This window comes from Embleya scabrispora DSM 41855, assembly GCF_000372745.1.
GTDB classification, from domain to species: domain Bacteria; phylum Actinomycetota; class Actinomycetes; order Streptomycetales; family Streptomycetaceae; genus Embleya; species Embleya scabrispora.
In genome coordinates this window covers 412,364-430,801 of sequence record NZ_KB889664.1, presented here as the reverse complement: position 1 = coordinate 430,801, position 18,438 = coordinate 412,364, and the positions used below count along the sequence as shown (strand labels likewise).

At 71.7% G+C, this 18,438-nt stretch carries 17 protein-coding genes and 1 pseudogene; 9 read left to right on the top strand and 9 right to left on the bottom strand.

All coding sequences use genetic code 11. The features are described 5' to 3' along the window. On the top strand, positions 1-789 hold a 789-nt coding region (locus A3IC_RS0119360; protein WP_020551705.1), incomplete at its 5' end, for a GAF domain-containing sensor histidine kinase. An 82-nt stretch (positions 790-871) separates the two neighbouring features. Here the strand turns inward: A3IC_RS0119360 and A3IC_RS67505 are convergent. After that, positions 872-3,568 (bottom strand): bifunctional acetate--CoA ligase family protein/GNAT family N-acetyltransferase, encoded by a 2,697-nt coding sequence (locus A3IC_RS67505; RefSeq protein WP_020551704.1) that lies wholly within the window; start codon positions 3,566-3,568, stop codon positions 872-874. A 185-nt stretch (positions 3,569-3,753) separates the two neighbouring features. On the opposite strand from A3IC_RS67505, the gene A3IC_RS55325 reads away from it, so the two are divergent. Continuing rightward, positions 3,754-4,662, top strand: coding sequence for a universal stress protein (locus A3IC_RS55325; RefSeq protein WP_020551703.1), 909 nt, complete (start codon positions 3,754-3,756; stop codon positions 4,660-4,662). 73 nt (positions 4,663-4,735) lie between these two features. Further along, a complete protein-coding gene (locus A3IC_RS55320) occupies positions 4,736-5,686 on the top strand; it encodes a universal stress protein (RefSeq protein WP_020551702.1) in 951 nt (316 codons plus the stop codon). A gap of 1,064 nt (positions 5,687-6,750) precedes the next feature. On the opposite strand, the gene A3IC_RS0119340 is transcribed toward A3IC_RS55320, so the two are convergent. Further along, positions 6,751-7,098, bottom strand: coding sequence for a MerR family transcriptional regulator (locus A3IC_RS0119340; RefSeq protein WP_020551701.1), 348 nt, complete (start codon positions 7,096-7,098; stop codon positions 6,751-6,753). Between the two features lie 972 nt (positions 7,099-8,070). On the opposite strand from A3IC_RS0119340, the gene A3IC_RS68765 reads away from it, so the two are divergent. Continuing rightward, entirely contained in the window at positions 8,071-8,538 is a 468-nt protein-coding gene (locus A3IC_RS68765) for a DUF4232 domain-containing protein (RefSeq protein WP_158696007.1), read from the top strand. Between the two features lie 291 nt (positions 8,539-8,829). Here the strand turns inward: A3IC_RS68765 and A3IC_RS0119330 are convergent, their stop codons facing one another. Together A3IC_RS0119330 and A3IC_RS68760 are read right to left on the bottom strand one after the other, a co-directional pair. After that, the gene (locus A3IC_RS0119330) at positions 8,830-9,753 is read right to left on the bottom strand and encodes an anti-sigma factor RsbA family regulatory protein (RefSeq protein ID WP_026218461.1); all 924 of its coding nucleotides are present in this window, start codon (positions 9,751-9,753) and stop codon (positions 8,830-8,832) included. Next, a complete protein-coding gene (locus tag A3IC_RS68760) occupies positions 9,750-10,091 on the bottom strand; it encodes an STAS domain-containing protein (protein ID WP_020551698.1) in 342 nt (113 codons plus the stop codon). Before A3IC_RS68760 ends, A3IC_RS0119330 begins: the two co-directional genes overlap by 4 nt. A 267-nt stretch (positions 10,092-10,358) precedes the next feature. Here A3IC_RS68760 and A3IC_RS72570 point away from each other — a divergent pair, with 267 nt between their 5' ends. Continuing rightward, positions 10,359-10,487 carry an LPFR motif small protein gene (locus A3IC_RS72570; RefSeq protein WP_281174496.1) on the top strand — a complete coding sequence of 43 codons (129 nt, stop codon included), beginning with the start codon at positions 10,359-10,361 and terminating at the stop codon, positions 10,485-10,487. Here A3IC_RS72570 and A3IC_RS64990 read toward each other — a convergent pair. From A3IC_RS64990 to A3IC_RS0119305, 4 genes and pseudogenes are all read right to left on the bottom strand, one after another. After that, positions 10,457-11,334: pseudogene (locus A3IC_RS64990) on the bottom strand (alpha/beta fold hydrolase); the annotation flags it as partial. The gene A3IC_RS72570 and the pseudogene A3IC_RS64990 overlap by 31 nt on opposite strands. A gap of 306 nt (positions 11,335-11,640) precedes the next feature. Then, on the bottom strand, positions 11,641-12,033 hold the full coding sequence (locus A3IC_RS55300) for a class I SAM-dependent methyltransferase (RefSeq protein WP_245599348.1): 393 nt from the start codon (positions 12,031-12,033) through the stop codon (positions 11,641-11,643). 331 nt (positions 12,034-12,364) lie between these two features. Further along, positions 12,365-13,162, bottom strand: a complete 798-nt coding sequence (locus tag A3IC_RS0119310; protein WP_020551696.1) for an inositol monophosphatase family protein — start codon at positions 13,160-13,162, stop codon at positions 12,365-12,367. A gap of 100 nt (positions 13,163-13,262) precedes the next feature. Further along, positions 13,263-13,868 carry a helix-turn-helix domain-containing protein gene (locus tag A3IC_RS0119305; protein WP_026218459.1) on the bottom strand — a complete coding sequence of 202 codons (606 nt, stop codon included), beginning with the start codon at positions 13,866-13,868 and terminating at the stop codon, positions 13,263-13,265. Positions 13,869-13,955: 87 nt separating this feature from the next. On the opposite strand from A3IC_RS0119305, the gene A3IC_RS0119300 reads away from it, so the two are divergent. From A3IC_RS0119300 to A3IC_RS0119285, 4 genes are all read left to right on the top strand, one after another. Continuing rightward, positions 13,956-14,582: a class I SAM-dependent methyltransferase gene (locus tag A3IC_RS0119300; protein ID WP_020551694.1), complete on the top strand. Its 627-nt coding sequence runs from the start codon at positions 13,956-13,958 to the stop codon at positions 14,580-14,582. Between the two features lie 119 nt (positions 14,583-14,701). Next, positions 14,702-15,676, top strand: coding sequence for an alpha/beta fold hydrolase (locus A3IC_RS0119295; RefSeq protein ID WP_020551693.1), 975 nt, complete (start codon positions 14,702-14,704; stop codon positions 15,674-15,676). A gap of 290 nt (positions 15,677-15,966) precedes the next feature. After that, complete coding sequence (locus tag A3IC_RS0119290; RefSeq protein ID WP_020551692.1) at positions 15,967-16,317, top strand: hypothetical protein; 351 nt, start codon at positions 15,967-15,969, stop codon at positions 16,315-16,317. 201 nt (positions 16,318-16,518) lie between these two features. Then, positions 16,519-17,241 carry a VOC family protein gene (locus A3IC_RS0119285; RefSeq protein ID WP_020551691.1) on the top strand — a complete coding sequence of 241 codons (723 nt, stop codon included), beginning with the start codon at positions 16,519-16,521 and terminating at the stop codon, positions 17,239-17,241. 104 nt (positions 17,242-17,345) lie between these two features. Here A3IC_RS0119285 and A3IC_RS72565 read toward each other — a convergent pair whose 3' ends face one another. After that, entirely contained in the window at positions 17,346-18,422 is a 1,077-nt protein-coding gene (locus A3IC_RS72565) for a helix-turn-helix transcriptional regulator (RefSeq protein ID WP_026218457.1), read from the bottom strand. Between the last annotated feature and the right edge of the window lie 16 nt (positions 18,423-18,438).

Here is an 18,438-nt window from a genome sequence, read left to right as displayed (position 1 = left end):
GATCTCGGCTCGGCGTTCCTGTTGCCGCTGGGCACCCACGAGCGCATCCGGGGTGTGCTCCAGGTCGCCAACCGGGCGGGGCGCCCGCAGTTGTCGGACGCGGTGGTGCGCATGGTCACCGGCTTCGCCGACCACGCGGCGCTGGCCCTGGAGATCGCGGAGCGCCGCCGCGACGCCGAACTGTTGACCGTGTTGCAGGACCGCGACCGGATCGCCCGGGACCTGCACGACCTGGCCATCCAACGCCTGTTCGCCACGGGTATGACGCTGCAGAGCGCGACGCGCTTCATCGAGCACCCCGAGGCCCTGGAGCGGGTCGAATCCGCGGTGGACGCGTTGGACGACACGATCAAGGTGATCCGGTCGACGATCTTCTCCCTCAAGGCCCGGGGGCGCGACGCCGGTACGGGACTTCGTTCGCGTTGTCTGCGCGAGGTGGACGCGGTCACCGAAATGCTGGGCTTCGCCCCGACGTTGCGCGTGGACGGCCTGTTGGACACCCGGGTGTCCGAGCCGATCGCCGCCCAGGTGATCGCGGTGCTGCGCGAAGCACTGGCGAACGCCGCCCGGCACGCCCACGCGAGCCGCGTGGAGGTGCATGTCGAGGCGGACGACAAGTACGTGCGGATACAGGTGCGCGACGACGGCGTGGGCCCGCCCACCTCCCCGACCCGTGACAGCGGCCTGGGGAACATCCGAGAGCGGGCCGAATCCCTCGGTGGCACCTGCTCGTTCGGACCAGCTCCCGAGGCCGGCGCACTCCTGGAATGGCGCGTGCCGCTGGGTTGACGGCGGCAACCGGCCGCCGGTCCCTCTCGACCTTCGCGACGCGGGGCCGACGTGTGGCTCGGATCTGCGCCGGCCTCCGGGTTCAGCGCAGTCGCCGCAGGTACGGATCCTGTCCGTGTCGCGGGGCGAGGCGGATCCTGGCGTCGACGACGGTGACCCCGTCGGGGCGGGCGACCAGCGGGTTCAGGTCGGCTTCCGCGAGTTGCGGCACGTCGTCCGCGAGCCTGGACAGTCGGTGCAGGACGTTCTCGATCCCGGCCGTGTCGGTGGGTGCCCCGCCCCGGTGGCCGTAGAGCAGCGGTGCCCCGCGCGAACCGGCCAGCAGCGAGTGTGCGTCCAGGTCGGTCAGCGGGGTCAGCCGCGCGCCGTGGTCGCCGAGCACGTCGGTGGTCACGCCGCCGAGTCCGAACACCACCAGCGGGCCCAGTACCTCGTCCTGGGTCACCCCGGCGATCAGTTCGACGCCGGAGGCGGCCATGGGTTGCACGACCACGCTCTCCATCAGGGCCCCGATCCGATGGGCGAGGTCGGTGAACGCCGCACGCACCGCGTCGTCACCGACCAGCCGCAACCTGACCCCACCCACATCGCTCTTGTGCACGATGTGCGGGCCGTACGCCTTGAGCACGACCGCGCCGTCGACGCCCAGCGGCGCGAGTTCGCGGGCCATCGCCACGGCCTCCTCGGCGTCGAAGGCCTGCCGCCAGGGGCTCACCTCGATGCCGTACGCGCCCAGCATGCGTGCGCACTCGCGCGGCGGCAGCCAGCCGCCGTCGGGCTCGCGCAGCAGGAACTCGGCGGCGAGCGAGCGGGCCGCCCCGCGATCGACGTCGGTCAACGCCGGCACCGTTCCGCGCGGTCGGGTCAGCCACATCGCGCGCTCGTAGGCGTGCGCGAGCGCGACGGCCGCGGTGCGCGCGTCGCCGTACACCGGGACCTTCCCGCCCACGGCGGGCAACAGTTCGACCGCGGCGGCGCGTTCGGGGGCAATCACCAGGACGGGCCGCCCACGGTCCGCGGGGCCCGCGAGGATCTCGCCGAGCGGGTCACCGAGCGCGGTCGGGGCCAGGGCCAAAACGACGGCGTCCACGTGGCCGGCCGCCAACACCCGGTCCACGCACCGTCGTAGGGTCTCGCCGTCGACGGTGGCGGTGGTGTCCACCGGGTTGGCGCACGCGGCGCCGGCGGGCAGCAGGGCGCGGAGGTCGGCTTCGAGGTCGGGGCCGAAGCGCGGAACGGCCAAGCCCGCGTCCACGCAGGCGTCCGCGGCGAGCACCCCGGCGCCGCCCGCGTTGCCGATCACCGCCACCGCGGCACCGTCGGGCAGCGGCTGGGCGTGCAACAGCGCGGCGACCGCGACCAGGTCGCCGAGGGTCTGTGCGGCGGTCACTCCGGCCTGGCGAAACAGCGCCCCGCGCGCCACGGTCGGGGTGACCGCGGCGGCGGTGTGCGATCCGGCGGCGCGGCGTCCGGCGGCGGAGCGTCCGGCGTCGACGGTCAGCACCGGCTTGGTGCGGCCGACGGTGCGTGCGATCCGGGAGAACTTGCGCGGATTGCCGAAGGACTCCAGGTGCAGGATCGCCATCGAGGTCCGGGTGTCGGCCTGCCACCACTGAAGCATGTCGTTGCCGCTGACGTCGTACTTGTCACCGAGCGACGCGAAGGTCGACACCCCGATCCCGAGCCGGTTCAACTGCTCCGTCAACGCGATCCCGACACCGCCCGACTGCACCGCCACCCCGGCGCTGCCGGGCCCGGGCACGACCCAGCCGAAGGTCGCGTTCAACGCCGTGGTGGGATCGGTCTGCGCGATGCCCAGGCAGTTGGGGCCGACCATCCGCATGCCGTGTCGGCGGACGGAGTCGTGCACGCGCGCGGCCTGCTCCGGCGTACCCCCCGAGGTGACCACGACCAGGGCGCGCACGCCGGCGCGTCCGCAGTCCTCGACCAGCGCGGGGACCGCCTCGGCGGGGACGGCCACCACCACCAGATCGGGCACCTCCGGGAGCTGATCCGGCGTCGGAAACGCCGGCACTCCGTCCACCTCGGTCGCGGTGGGGTGCAGCACGGCCAGAGTCCCGGTGTAGTGCGCCGCCTTGACGTTGCGCAGCAGGGCTCGGCCGACGGAGTCCGCCCGACGCCCGGCGCCCGCCACCGCGACCGATCGGGGTGCGAACAGCGGCACCAGACTGGCCACGTCCGCGAGAGCCTCCCGCCGCGCCAGGGCGGTCAGGTATCGCTCGGTGGAGGGAATGTCGCCGTCCAACGGGATCACACAGCTCATCACACCCGCCACGAGCCGGTTGCGCACCGGCAGCCCCATGTCCTCCAGGACCCGCAGCATCGGCCGATTCCACGGCAGCGTGTCCGCGACCAGCGTGTGCACCTTGTCCACGCGGGCCATCGTGACCGCGTGCTCGATCAGCAGGGTGCCGATTCCCCGGCCGTGCCATGTGTCCGTCACGGCCAAGGCGAGTTCGGCCTCGCCGGTGCCGGCGTCGCCGTTGTACTCGACCACCCCGATGACCTCGCCCCCGTCGTGGGTGAGCGCGATCAGCGCGCCGTACCCGGCCCGACCCGGCCTGCACACCCGCTCGGCGGTCTCGCGCACCGACGACGGCGAGGCGCCGAAGAACCGCAGGTACAGGTTCTCCGCCGACATGGCGTGGTGCATCGCCAGCACCCGATCCCGATCCTCGGGCCCCGGCGGCCGCAGCAGTACCGTCTCGCCGTCCGCAGCCAATGCCCAGACCTCGTGCGGTGTGCCGAACTCGTTCATGGACCGTTCCCTTCGGCCGTGGCGCACCCGCGCCGCTCACCGCCAGCCTCGCGCCGATCACCGGCGCCAGGCAGGGCCGACCGGTCCCCACGCCCGGGTCCAACGGCCCTGTCCGGACCCGTCGGCACCGAGCAGTGTTCACCACAGGGGCCGACAGGCAATCGGCCCCGGGAAAGGAGTCGACCGTGACCACGCACGAGAAGACGACGCCGATCGTCGTGGGAGTCGAACACACCGACGCGGGTCGGCTCGCGATGGTGTGGGCAGCCGACGAGGCGGCCCGGCGCGCCCTGCCGCTGCGCCTGGTGCACGCGCTCGACTGGCCGGCCGACGCCGACCGCAACCCCGAGCTGAACCCGCACCGGCAGACCTGGAGCGAACGCTTCCGCGACGCCGGCCTCCGCGCGCTCGACGAGGCCCGGGACCTCGTGGTGACCCGCCACCCCGGGCTGAGCGTGAACGCGGTCCTGGCCGACGGGACGCCGGTGGCCGCCCTGCGCGAGCAGAGCCGGGACGCGGCGATGATCGTGCTCGGCTCCCGCCGACTGTCCACGGCGACCGAGCTGCTGACCACCGGCGGTATCGCGGTACCCGTCACCGCGCACGCGAGGTGCCCGGTGGTCGTCGTCCGCGAACCCGAACACACCGGCGCCGAGCCCCCGACCATCGTGGTCGCGGTGGACGGCGCACGGCGCTCCGAACCCGCGGTGGCGTACGCCTTCGACGAGGCCGCCCGCCGCGGCGCCACGATCGTGGCGGTCAATGTCCGGCAACTGTCCGGCGGGCTCGTGGCCGGGCTGCGGATGCGCGAGGAGATGCAGGAGGGCCGACTCGCGCTCGCCGAGACCCTCGCCGGTTGGACCGAGAAGTACCCGAGCGTGCCGGTACACCGCGAAGTCGCCGTCGGACACCCCGTCGAGGTTCTGCGCGAGGCCGCCGAGCACGCCCTGTGCCTGGTCGTCGGCACCCGCGGTCGAGGCGGCTTCGCGGGCCTGCTGCTGGGCTCGGTCAGCCAAGGGCTGATCCGCCACGCCCGCTGCCCCCTCGTGGTCGTGCCGACCCCGTACGACGAGACCTCGGGCGACCACGACTGAGGTGTGCCGGCCCCGGGCACCCGAAGCACGGGCAGGCGACCGGCCCCCGATCATCGCCCGAAAGGAACGCGCCATGAGCCAGCCGTCGACCTCCGCGACCGGATCGCCCTCCCCTCCGACTCCGGTCCTCGGCCACGTCGTCGTCGGATTCGACGGCTCGCCCGGTGCCGAACGCGCCGTGGACCTGGCCGCCGACGAGGCGGTGCTCCGACACAGCACCCTCGAAGTGCTGCACGCGCTGGAATGGGTCGAAGTCGCCGGCGCCGACGACCGCTTCGGTCGACAACTGCGCGAGAACGCCCGCACCATCGTCGACCGCGGCGCCGCCCGTGCCCGTGCCCGCCATGGCGACCTGTCGGTGCTCGCCACGGTCGAACTCGCCAACGCCATCGACGCGCTGGAGGCCGCGAGCGATCGCGCCGCGCTTCTGGTCGTCGGCAGCCGAGGGATGGGCGGCTTCGCCGGCCTCCTGATGGGCTCGGTCAGCCTCCCCGCAGCCGCGGCGGCCAGGTGCCCGCTCCTGGTCGTCCATCCCGACCACGCGACCGCCGCCGATCGCACCCCGAAGTCGATCGTGGTCGGCGTCTCCGAAGACGACTGCACCCCCGCCCTGGAAGCCGCGTTCGCCCAGGCCCAGGCCCGACACCTGCCCCTGCGCGCCATCCATGCCTGGCGTTACCCCGCCGCGACGATGGCCGGCCGCGTCGGGTTTGCCCCGGCCGTGTCGGTCATGGACGACCGGCGGGCGGCTGCACGGGCCACCCTGGCCGCCGCACTCGAGCCCCTCGGCGAGAAGTACCCATACGTCACCGTCACCGAGGACGTCGTCCTGGACACTCCCGCACACGCCCTGATCACCGCGAGCGCCGACGCCGAGCTGATCGTGCTCACCGCCCACCGCGACACCGGCCGCTTCGGCCCCAACCTCGGCCGCATCACCCACACCGTCCTCCACCACGCCAAGTCCCCGACCCTCCTCGTCCCGATCCACGCCCGACCCGACCAGGGTCGAGCCGGCCGCTGACGGCTGCGTCCATCGGCCGCTCACGCGCCCGTATGGAGACGGGCGGCTCGCTGCCGGAGTACGATCGCGGCTTTCGCGTGGCTGCTCCCGGCGGGATCGCGCTCGGACCGGGCTCGGACACCGACATGGGCTCGGAGCCCGACCCGGACGGGATTGTCGAAGTCGGCATGAGCCGGGCCGGGGCGAAAACCCGTCACGCATTGACGGGGCGAGCAGGCCGGGGCGTTCGGTGTGTGGGCCGCGATCTCCTCGCTCGCGCTGCCGACGGGCCCGTACTCGCCGCTCATGACGAGGACCCCGGTGCCGTGGCACCGGGGTCCGGGATTTCGGGTTGTCTCACCATCCACCGGCTACGAAGCCCGGTGTCGTATCCGCAGCACTGCCGCACGCGGCAGTGGGGTGTGCGGGGATCGCTTGTGCGTGACCGAAGACCACCTTCCGTTCGGATGGACCGCGGTGCCCGCTCGGCCATGTCGCCGATGGCGGGCTATCCGATGGCGTCTGGAACCCTTCCCTTCTTCCTCTGGCCTGCGAATGCTGGGTGGATCTGTTGCCGCTGTTGCACTCTGTGTTCTGTGCTGTGTGCTGTGTGCTGTGTGCTGTGCGATGTACTTCGCTTGCCTTGCTCCTTGCCTCGCCGTCGGCCGAAACCCTCTTCTTCCTGGTCTCGACCTGTCCGACGATCCTGTGTACATCCGCCGCCGGAGCCCTTCGCACACACCGGCCCCGACGAACTCTCGACATTCTCCGCCGCGCTGGCAAGCCATCCGGCACGCCCGCTCGACGTTTCCTTCGGTTCCTACACTTGGAACGTTAGCCACGTTGAACGCGAATGTCTATCTCCGACATGACAGATTTTCGCTCGTGTCGATGTCTCGCCACCGGGGCGTCACCACATGCCCGGTCGGTACCCACGCCGGCGACGCGGATCGCGCGACAGGGGCGTGGAATGACCGTTGTCGCGCGTTCGGCGGTCCGGTCCGGCCGCCCGAGCCCTGAGGGCGCGCGCCTGTCGGGAACGCCGCGCCCGAGCATCCTCGGTGGGTCGGCGCTCGTTCGGTGGGTCAGCTCTCGTCCGGCTGGGTCTGGGTCGCCTTGCGCAATTCGGCGTTCAGGCGCAGGGCTTCTTCCAGTTGGTCCTCGAGGATGACGATGCGGCAGGCGGCGTCGACGGCGGTGCCCTGGTCGACGAGTTCGCGGGCGCGCTGGGCGATACGCAACTGATAGCGGGAGTAACGGCGGTGGCCGCCCTCGGAGCGCAATGGGGTGATCAAACCGTAGTCGCCGATGGCGCGCAGGAAACCCTGCGAGGCGCCGATCAATGCGGCCGCGCGGCCCATCGTGTAGGCGGGGTAGTCGTCGTCGTCGAGCCTGTCGGCCTTGGGCGGGGTCGAACCGGATTCGGGAGCCATCGGCGCCTTTCTTGAGTTCACATCCATCGAGTTCACATTCGTCACAGCTGTTCGTAAACGCGTCGAGGGTCCCTGGTGCCGTGCGGCACCAGGGACCCGAAAGAAATCCACACCATCCACCGACACCGACGTGTCGGCCTACTTGTTCCGCGTCCACCCCAGATGGCGGGGGCGCGGGGATCGCAATTGCGTGACCGTGGACCACCTTTCGTACCGGCGTCTCTACGGATCCCACTCGGCCGAGCAACCTCTACCGCGCCGAGCGGGCGATCCGGATGGCGTTCACTCCTTCCTCTCCTGCCTTCGTGGTGCAACGAGTACTGCCACTGCGGATACAACCGAAGTGCAGGTACTGCCGGTTGCTGCCCGTCCTGCACGGCGACCCCGTGGACCGCCCTCGGTTCTCCTCGACTCCCCTCGGCCCGACAACCAGCCTCCGGAACCCTTGCCGAACAATTCACGGCCCCGGGACTCCGCCGTCGAACCCTGGACAACGCGCGCCGCTTCGTCTCCGCCGCGCCTCACTGACTTGCTTGGCTACGACAGAAAACATACTCATCGAATCTGGCGATGTCTACTGCGCCCGCACTAGATTTTCGAGCTCCGTCACATGCGGAAACGGCCCCGGTCCGCTCAGTACTTGCTCGAAGCCACCTGGTGCCCGGCAGCACGGGCCGACCGCTTCGCAGTCCGCTCCGTCGGGAAGTCGGCGAGCCAACGGGGCAACGAGCCGACAGCGCAACGGACACCCCGCCCGGCGAAGGCGCGTGGAATCATCGTCGAATGAAAACAGGTCGGCGTATGCGGTGGGCGTGGACCGGCGGGCTGCTTGTGGCCGCGGTCGTGGTGGGTGGGAGCGGGTGCGCGGACGAGTCGACCGCGCGCAACGCCGGCGGCGGGGGCGGGTCGACGTCCGTACCGACGTCCCGCGGGGAGCACGGAGCGTCGTCCCTACCGAACGACCGCGACGTCGTGACGACGCCGAACGCCTCGGCTCGGCCCGTCGGTTGCCCGGAGTCCGGGCTTCGGATCACGGCAGAGGAACCCGACGCGGCGATGGGGCTGCGGGCGACAAGCCTGACGATGGTCAACTGCGGCGATACGACCCGCACCGTGACCGGATATCCCGGTATCCGGGTCCTGGACGCCGAGCAGGCCGCACTCGACGTCGAAATCGAGCCGGGGGCGGCCTCGATCCTCACCATGGAGAACTTCCAGGCCGAGCCGCGACCGGTGACCCTGCGTCCCGGCGAGCGGGCGATCTCCGCGGTCGCGTGGCGCAACACCGTCACGGACGGGGCGGGGGCCGCTCGGAACGGGCGCTACCTCGATGTCGCGCCGCTTCCGGGACAGTCCCGGCAACAGATAGCGATCCCGGGCGGGATCGACCTCGGCAACACGCGGCGCCTGGGCATGGGCCCCTGGCACACGGCCGGTTGACCGGTCGGGGCCCTGACGTCGCCGATCCTCGCCTGAACGATCCGCGCGATCAAAACGCCCAAAGTCTCCGGACCGCCTTCCGCTCCTTGCCCAACCCGTCGGCGAGGCAGCGCAGTTCGGATCGATCGCGGTGCTGCCGGGCCGGTCCGTCTGCCGCAGCGCGGCGAAGACGCGCAGATGAGGCGCAGCCGGGACGCCAGGCGGGCGGCGAACAGCCGGGGCCCGGTGATCGCCCCTCGACCGTGCGGAGGCCGAGGAGCGCATCGCGTCCGCGGGCGCGAGTCCGGCCGGCTACGAAGCCACGTCGACACGCAGCCGGACGACCGTTCCCGTTTCGGTCGATCGGATCTGGACCAGGTCGCAGATCTGGTTGGCGATCCACAATCCGCGGCCGCCGTCCTGGTCCGGCGTGGGCCGATGGCGCCCGGCGAGCGGGTCGACCACCCGGCCCGCGTCCCGGATCTCGCAGACGAGGTACGAATCCTGCCGCCACAGGCTGATCGTGCCCGCGCCCCCGCCGTGCGCCACGCTGTTGCCGGCGATCTCGCTGATCGCCAGGAGGGCGTGGTTGGTCTGCGCACGGGCCACATCCGACAGGACCCTACGTACCAGCGCTCGCACACCGGCGAGTTCGCCCGAACGGAACGCCAGGTGCTCGGCGTGGTCGGGCGCGGGCGGTAGGGCGGGGCCGAGCAGGGTGGCCGCGAAGTGGTCGGGCTCCGGGTGTGGGTGATCGATGCGGGCCGCACCGTGCAAGACCTGAGGATGGGAATGGCGAACCGCGTCGATGGTGCCCGCATCGAGGGTGGTGGTGTCGTAGGGGCACAGGAGTTGCCAGGGCACGCCGTCGAAAGCCAGGTTGAGCAGGGTCTCGTGATGGCGACACTCGACGAGTTCGGCGTCGTCGCGGCCGGCCCAGATCGGCTCGCCGATACCGCGAAAGACGCGCGTGCCCTGCTCCTGGGTCCACTGCGCCCAGGCGGGAATGATGCGGGCCGGATTGCGACCGACCCGTTCCATGTCGATCCAGGTGACGTGAGCGGCGTCGGCGGCGAGTTCTTCGCGCAGGGCGCCCGCGCGAGGTTGGATCACCGCGACGGCCACAGCCTCGTCGGCGACCAGACCCTCGCGGACGAAGCCTGCGGTGCGCTTGACGAAGTCGTCCAAGCCCGCATAAAGGAGGGCGTCGTGGCGGAACGTCGTTGCCGTGTTCATCCGGTTGTCACCCTCTCCACTGTCAGGCCGGGCACCCGATCCCATCCTGCCATTTCCACCAGATCGCACAGGTCCTCGGAGGCCCGACGCAGGACCAGGCGTCGCCCCTGTTCCATTCCGCGAGCCGTCTCCACAAGAATCCGCACGCCGGCGACGTCGATGAACCCCAGCGACGACACGTCGACCAGGAGATCCCCCGGCCCGGCATCGGACTGCGAGTCCAACGCGGAACGCACGTGCGCGCAGTTGTCGAGATCGACCTCACCGGTCAGCCGGATCCCGGGCGGGGGCGAGATCCGTTCGACGCGGAGCACACCGTCGTCGTAGTCAACGCTCATCTCTGTGTCCTTCGTTCGTCGGACGCACCTGCCGAAAATATCGGATCCCGGGAGCAACGGTTGCCGGTGGGCGACATCAGTGCGCGTACGGGGGCGGCAGGGTCGACGAAGCGGTGTGCCTGGTGCGGTCGGGCCGAGGGGTGCGCCAGGGGTTCGGGCCACGGAATCGAGCCGGTTTTCTCTACCCCCCATCGGGCAGACGCACCCTACGGGGCAGTGCGCGGCGGCCATCGGTTGTCCGCCGCAGACAGGTCGGAGGTACCACTGATGTTCAAGGCAATAGCCGATGTCTTGCGGAGCGTGGGCAGCGCCATCGCCACCGTGGTCACCCTCCCCTTCCGCGCTGTTGCCCGACTCTTCGGCGGGGCATCGGACAGCGCCCACGGCCGCCACTGACCCGCTCGTACCGCCCGCCCGGAGGGGCAGCCTGCCGGGTCGCGGTCGGCGCGGTCGACCAGGTTCCGGAACGTCTCGGCAACCTCGTACGGAGTCTCCCCCAGGTGATGGGTGGCCGAGCGCTCGGCAGTCCACGCTGCCCACCGCTGGAACGCCGGCTCCGTCTCCGAGCCCCAGACCTGGATCATTCCGCGCCACATGCGCTTGGGATCGACCGCGCTGTCCAGCACGAACCGGTCGGCGCGGGTGGGGAACATCTGCGTGTAGACCGCGCCGAGTGCGGTTCCGTACGACAGGCCCAGATAGGAGATCTTGCGCTCGCCCAGGATCGTGCGCACCACGTCCATGTCCCGGGCGGTGTTGTGGGTGGTGATGTGCGGGAGCAGATCGCCCGTGTGCGCACGGCACTTGTCGGCGACCGTCCGGGCCCAGACGACGTTGGCGTCGAAGGTACGGGCGCGGGCCGGAACGCGCGCTGTTCCTCGCGGGTGAGGTCGCAGTTCACCGGGGTGCTGCGGCCGACGCCGCGCGGATCGAAGCCGATGCGGTCGTAGCGATCCTTCACGTCCTGCGGCAACTGGGCTTCCAGTTCCCACGGCAGGCCGAGCCCGGGACCGCCCGGACCGCCGGGGTTGAGCAGCAGGACGCCGTGCCGCTTGGCGGGGTTCGCCGCCTTGATCCGGGAGATCGCCACGTCGATGCCGCGACCGGCGGGATCGCGGTAGTCCAGCGGCACCTCGACGGTGGCGCACTCGAAGGAGGCCGGCGTGTCGGCGCCGCAGCGTTGCCAGTTCGGGTGCTGTCGCGCATAGGAGTCGAGGTCGGCCGGGGCGGGGCGGCGGTGCACGCAGGTCGTGGCCGAAGCCCGCAGGCGCCCGACAGTCCAGGCGGGCCGAGGGCGCCCGGCTGTCCGCGTCGGTACTCATCAGCCACAGGTCCTCGGGGGCGCCCCGATCCTCGGCCAACACCGCGGGCCGCCCGGGCCGCGCCCACGGCGCCCGCGTCCGATTCGACCACCCGGGCACCGAAGGCGCGGGCGATCTCGGCGGTACGGTCCTGACACCGATCGGCGGTGACCACGACGGTCGCGGCCACCCCCCGGGTCGCCAGGCGCACCCGCGCGACGCGCAACGCGGCCAGGCAGCCAAGGAGTTCAGCCTCCTCGTCGCGCGCCGGTACGACCACGGCCACCGCGCGCACCGGTCGACCCGTCCGGCGGGCGCTCAACGCAGTCCCTCGCGAGCCGCGGGCGACAGCGCGGCGGCGGGGCCGTCCGCGCGGATGAGGACGTCCAACAGAACTGCTCCACGGCGACCGACACCAGGTCGCAGGCGAGCAAGCGGTCGCAGCGCGGCGCCGGTGCCGCGGTCAACACCCCGACCGAGCAGGCGGGTTCGAATGCGCTGCGATAGCGCTCCTGGGACAGGGAGGCCGGCGTGAACGCGTACTTGCGGCGGTCGTAGGCGCGTTCGCCCAACTGCCAAGGGTCCGCGGAGTGCGCGTACATGTCCTCGAAGCGGCGGTGCGAGGGCAGTAAGCGACTCACCGGAACAGCACCTCGAAGGATCTTTGACCTCGGCGATGATCGCGAGCGCGTCCGCGTGCCCCTCGGCCAGTCGGCCGAGCGCGAGGTCCTCCTCGGCGAGCGCGGCCAGTGCCCGCCATCGCACGCCGGTGGCACCGGCGCCCGGCAGCGCGAGATCCCGTCCGGGGCCGACCGCGAACCGGGCGAATCGACGCTCCACCAAGGCCGTGTGCCCCTCCGAGGCACCGTCGACCGCTCCTGCCCCCCTGCGTGTCACCGGTGCGTCGGACGTCCCTTGGTTTCTCATCCACCTCGGCTGAACCCGCCCGGTGCGCCCCGTCCCGACCGGGTTTCAGCCTCGGTGGTGAATCATCGACATCAGCAGCGCGTGGGTTTCGGCGTCGGCGGCCACGACCAGTCCGCGGGCCGACCCTCCGATCGGGGCGCCGTCGATCCCGGTGAGCACACAACCGGCCGCCCGGCACAGGGCGATCCCGGCGGCGAAGTGCACGCTCCCCGAAAGGTCGCCGCCGTCGGTCACGTACGCGGCGCGCCTGCCGGCCGCGACCCAGGCCAACGCCAGCGTCGAGGACACCACCCGCGGCCGGAACCGCTCGACGAAACCGGGATGGGCCAGCAGGTCCACGGCCCGCACGCCCGGCGCGCTCGGGAACGGCGGATCCAGGTTGACATCCACCAGCCGTGTGGCGGACGTGGGTACCAGCGGCGCGTCCACGCCGTCGCGCCGCACCCACGCGGTCTCGCCGTCGGTGCAGAAGACCTCGCCGGCGAACGGGTCGGCCACCGCCGCCGCCCCCTCGCGCAACGCCACGTTCACGGCCACCACCATGTTGCCGACGGCGTAGTTCAGCGTCCCGCACAGGGGATCCACCAGCCACTGGCGCGCGGCCCCGGTGGCACCCCGCCGGCCGCCCTCCTCGCCGAGCACCGCGTCTTCGGGTCGGGCCGCGCCGATGACACCGAGGATCGTCTTCTCCGCCTCGACGTCGGCGGCGGTCGCGAAGTCCCCTCCGCCCTTGTCGATACGGGCCAATCGTCGCCCGTACATCTCGCGTACCACGTCCGCGCCGGCGCTCGCCGCGGCTATCGCGACTTCGGCATCGTCTCGTCCTGCAGGTGAGTTGATCATGTGACGCACGATATCGACGACGCTCGCCGGTGCTCACCGGCACTCGGTGGCGCGACGTCCGCACGGACCGCGGGGGTCTCACACCGCCATATCGCCGAGTTCATCGCCGGCTCTCGCCGTCGGACGACCGATGGGAGCCGGTGCGCACGTGCGCACGTATCCCCTGCAGGCCGAACAGAATGAGAAGTTCGACCGCGCCGCCGTCGGCGCTGCCCAGCCAGTGCGGCACGGACGTGTCGAACTCGGCCGCCTCACCGGGCGACAACGTCAGGTCGCGCTCGCCGAGCACCAGCCGCAGGCGGCCGTTGAGCACGTACAGCCATTCGAAGCCCTCGTGCGTCTGCGGGGTCGGTTCGAGCGGTTTCGGCCGAGCGGGGATGACCATCTTGAACGACTGGGTACCGCCCGGCCGCCGGGACAGCGGAACGAAGACCATCCCGAACCGCCGAATCGGCTTCAGGTGGATCCGGGGATCGCCGGTGCGCGGGGCACCGACGAGGTCGTCCAACGGAACGTCGTAGGTCCGGGCCAGCGGCAGCAACAACTCCAGGGTCGCCCGGCGCTGCCCGCTCTCCAGCCGGGACAGGGTGCTCTCCGACACCCCGGTCGTCGCCGCGAGATCGGCGAGGGTGATGCCGCGGTCGCGGCGCAGCGCACGCAGCCGCGGTCCCACCGCGTCGAGCACGTCTTCCGTTTCGATATCCACGAGCCGATCTTGCCAGAACCGCAAGTTTTCGTGCCAGGTCGTGGGGCGTCCGCGAAGACTGAGCGCATTCCCACGGAAGGAGTTTCGATGCATACCAACGATGCGTTCGCGTTCTGGGACGGCGTCTACGCGGCCCGACCGGCAGCCACCGACCCGCGGCCGAACGACCGCCTCACCGAGACGGTCGCGAGCCTGCCGCCCGGCGAGGTGCTCGACCTCGGATGCGGTGACGGCGGCGACGCGCTGTGGCTCGCCCGCCGGGGGTGGCACGTCACCGCCGTCGACGTCTCGGCCGTGGCGGTCGAGCGCCTCGCCGACCTTGCCCGTTCACGCGGCCTGGGCGACCGGGTCGGTGCCCGGCGGCACGACCTGTGGGAATCGTTCCCGCCGGGCCGGTTCGACCTGATCTGCGCCCACTACCTGCACACCCCCGTCGAGTCGGACAGGTCGACCATCCTGCGCGTCGCCGCGTACGCGCTGCGCCTGGGCGGGCGGCTGCTGGTCGTCGACCACGGCTCGACCGCGCCGTGGTCGTGGAACCAGGATCCGGGCGTCCGGTACCCGACCCCGCTGGAGGTCGCCGCGGAGATCGACCTGGATCCGGCGGCGTGGACGGTCGAGCGGGCCGACGCACCCCGCCGGATCGCGACCGGACCGGGCGGGCGCACCGCCGAGGTCACCGACCACGTCCTGCTCATCCGCCGCACCGCCTGACACGCGAGCGGATCGTCGGCGCGACCCGGCGCCGGCTCCCCCACCTTCTCCAGGAACAGGAACAGATGATCCCCGCACCACGGCCGTCGCCACGCCGCTCCCTGCGATCCGCACGGACGGTGGTGGCCGTCACGCTCACCCTCCTGCTGACCGTCTGCGCCGCCGCCTGCGGCACACCGGCCGCCGAGGACGCGCCCGCCTACACCGCCGCCACCCGGGACGACCCGAAGTTCAAGAACACCTTCCGGCACGAGTTCAAAAACGTCGACGGCGTGCGAATGCACTACGTGACCGGCGGAAGCGGGCCGCCGGTGGTGCTGATCCACGGCTGGCCGCAGACCTGGTTCGGCTGGTGGCCGATCATGCCGGCCCTGGCCGAGCACCACACCGTGTACGCGGTCGACCTCCCCGGGCTGGGCGACAGCTCCGGCTCCCCGACCGGTTACGACAAAGCCACCCTGGCGCGGTACGTGCACACCCTGATCGCCGATCGACTCGGGCTGCGCGACGCCCGCGTCGTCGGGCACGACTTCGGCGCCGCGGTGGCGTTCCAATACGCCACCCGGTTCCCCGCGGACACCGCGCGCCTGGGCTACCTCGACCTGCCGTTGCCCGGACCCGCGATCGACGCACCCACCTACCGCTCGCTCAGCTGGCACATCGCCTTCCACTCCCAGCGCCGGGTCCCCGAGACGGTGGTCGGTGACGACGTTCGCGACTACCTGGCACTGTTCTATCCGCAAGTCTCGTTCGGCGGCCCGGCGTTCGGCGGCACGTCGGAGCGATCCCCGTTCACCGACGCGGAGATCGACGAGTACACCCGGACCTACCGCCGGCCCGAGGTCCTGTCCGGCGGCTTCGAGCTCTACCGCGCCCTCGACAAGGACGTCCGCGACACCGTGGCGGCAGCGCCGACACGTGTCCCGACCCTGCTCCTGACCGCCCAGGGGCAGCTCGACCCGATCCGGGCCACCGCGGCCCCGCGGATGACCAACATCGTGCGCGCGGTGGACGTGCCGAACGCGGGGCACTGGCTGGTCGAGGAGAACCCCGGGTTCGTCACCGCGGAGTTGCTGCGCTTCCTCGACGGATGAACCTCCCCGGCATGGCGCGGGGTGCCGTTTCGGCACCCCGCGCCCGGTGCGTTTGGGTGGCATCGGACCGAACTCGGTGACCGATCGCACGCCGGCGCCACCACTCCCGGCAGCGTCCGCGCCCCGCGCGCCGGTCGCCATGCGGTGCCACGGGCCCTATCGTCGGCCGTGTCCGGCACCGGGCACGACGCGGCTCCCGCTTCCGTGCCTCGGCACGGGGGTAGGCCCCGGACACCCCCGCGGTCGGGCACGGCCCCGGACCGACACCGACCCGGACAAGGAACCCGCCGATGCCCACCACCCGTCACGAGGAACTGCGCGCGGCGGTCACGGCCGCCCGCCGGGCACTCGCCGACCATCCCGACGCCGCGACCTCACCGGCCCTGGCCGACCTGATCGCCGCCGCCGAACCCTTCGCCAACTTCGCTCCCGCCGTCCTGCCTCCCCCGCCGCGAGCGAACGCCGGACCGCAACAACCGACGGGGGCGCGTTCGGAAGAGGGGGACGCCGACGCCGCGGGGGCGGGCGCGGTGACCGACACGGTCGACGACGAAGCCGGCGATCCGGTCCCCCGCTCGCAGCCGGCGCACCCGGGCAGCGGTGACCCTCTCGAAGTCCGCGCCGGCACCGTCCGTCCATAGCCGTGCCCGCCGCAATGGTGTGCGCGGGGCGGCAGGGCGAGCGATCGGTGGCCGCCGTTGCGTACGCCGGGATCTGCGTACGAACCTGCCCCTTGGTGATTCGCCCGCTGCGGGTGACACGGGTTCACCCGTAGGCTTTCCGTTCGAAGTGCCGATACGGCGCCGTGTCGGCAGCGGTCGGTGGATCGGAGATGCGCAGGAATGACTTGTCAACTGTTCGCGGTCTGCTTCGATGCGATTCGGCCCCTGGATGTCGCGCGGTTCTGGTCCGGGCTCCTGGGTTGGGAATTGGTCGATGATCCAGACGACGGGGTCGCGCTCCTGCCCGGTGACGACACCGGGTTCCGCATCCGTTTTCTTCCGACCCGGGAGCGAAGGGTCGGCCGGAACCGGATGCACTTCGATCTAACGAGTACATCCCTGGAGGACCAACAGCAAACGGTGGCCAGGGCGTTGGAACTCGGTGCACGGCACATCGACGTCGGCCAACGCCCGGAGGAGAGTCATGTGGTGCTGGCCGACCCCGAGGGCAACGAGTTGTGCGTCATCGGGCCGGGCAACACCTTCCTCGCCGACTGCGGCTTCATCGGAGCGTTGGCGTGCGACGGCTCACAGGAAGTCGGCTACTTCTGGAGCAAGGCGATGGAGTGGCCGTTGGTTTGGGATCAGGACCAGGAGACCGCGATCCGCTCTCCGCGCGGCGGCCCGAAGTTCACCTGGGGTGGTCCACCGCTGATGCCGAGGACCGGGAAGGAGCGGCTGCATTTCGACCTCGCTCCGTCCGTCCCTGGTGATTGGCAGGCAGAGGTGGACCGTCTGCTTTCCCTTGGGGCGACTCGAATCGACACCGGCCGGGGTGAGGTCGGCCGGGTGCTGCTGGCCGATCCCGACGGCAACGAATTCTGTGTGTTGACGCCCCGATAGCGCGGCCGGGGCCCGGGCGAAAATCTCCCGGACCGCAGCCGTCGGACGAGTCGGGCCCGGCCCGGGCAGGGGGCCGCCTGCCCGGCGCGCCGGGTCCCCGTCGGTCACGGCCGGGCGGGCCGGTGGTGATCGGTGAACAAGCGGGCGACCAGGACGCCCCGGCTCGAGACGCCGGCCTTGGTGAAGATCGTCTTGAGATGGTCGCGGACCGTGTGCGGCGAGATGAACAGCTCCGAGGCGATCTCGGCGGTGGTCAGCCCACGTGCGACGAGCCGAGTGATCTGCAGTTCGCGCGAGGTCAGGCCGTACGTCTCCCCGACCAGCACCGCCATGTCGGCGGGTGTCGCGGGCTCGATGACCAGGGCCACCGGGCCGGGCCTGCCGCCGGGTCCGGTGAGGCACGAGGCGTGGCAGGTCAATTGGCCGCCGTCGGTGGTGCGGATGCGTACGCGGGCGCTGCCGCGGCACCGGCCGTCGGCGATGGCGCGTGCCTGAAGCGCCGTGCCGATCACCCAGATCGGCAGCTCCAGTCCCAGCGGTGTGGGGAACGACGGCCCGTTGGGCAGTCGCGCGAGGTGATGCCGCGCCTCGTCGTTGGCCGACATGGCTTCGCCGGATTCGTCGAAGAGGATCAGGCCGGGCGCCGGGGAATCCGTGCCGCGCGCGGACGCGGCCGGCCGGGCGAACGTCCGCAGCCGCTCGGCCAATGGACGCGACAGGTCGGCGAGCAGCGCGGTCTCCTGCGGGTGGAAGGCGTCGGTGGTGCGGAACAGGCTCACCAATCCCCACGGTCGGTCCCCGATCCGGAGCACCGCGCGCAGCTCGTCGTGCACGCCCTGGTCCAGCAGCAGGTGCCGGAACCGGGCGCTGCGGGCGGGCAGATCGCCGGTGGCCGCGCGCAGCCCGGCCGCCGGTACGAGCGCGCGGGCCAGGTCGCGGAACGGCAGGACGTTCTCCTCCAGCAGTTCGCTTTGCCAGTAGGCGGCGCAGCCCCCGCCGGAGCCCAGGTTCTCCACCAGCATCGGTGCGGTGATCAGGCCGGTCTCCGGGTCCGCGGCGGTCCACACGGCCGAGTGGAACGGCACCAGCCGCCGCAGCCGAGCCGAGACGCGGCTGAACAATTCCCGGGCGTCGGCGGCCTGTTCGGCGGCCGCGAGCACCGGTCGGCGTCGATCGCTCATGCACGTCCCCTCGACT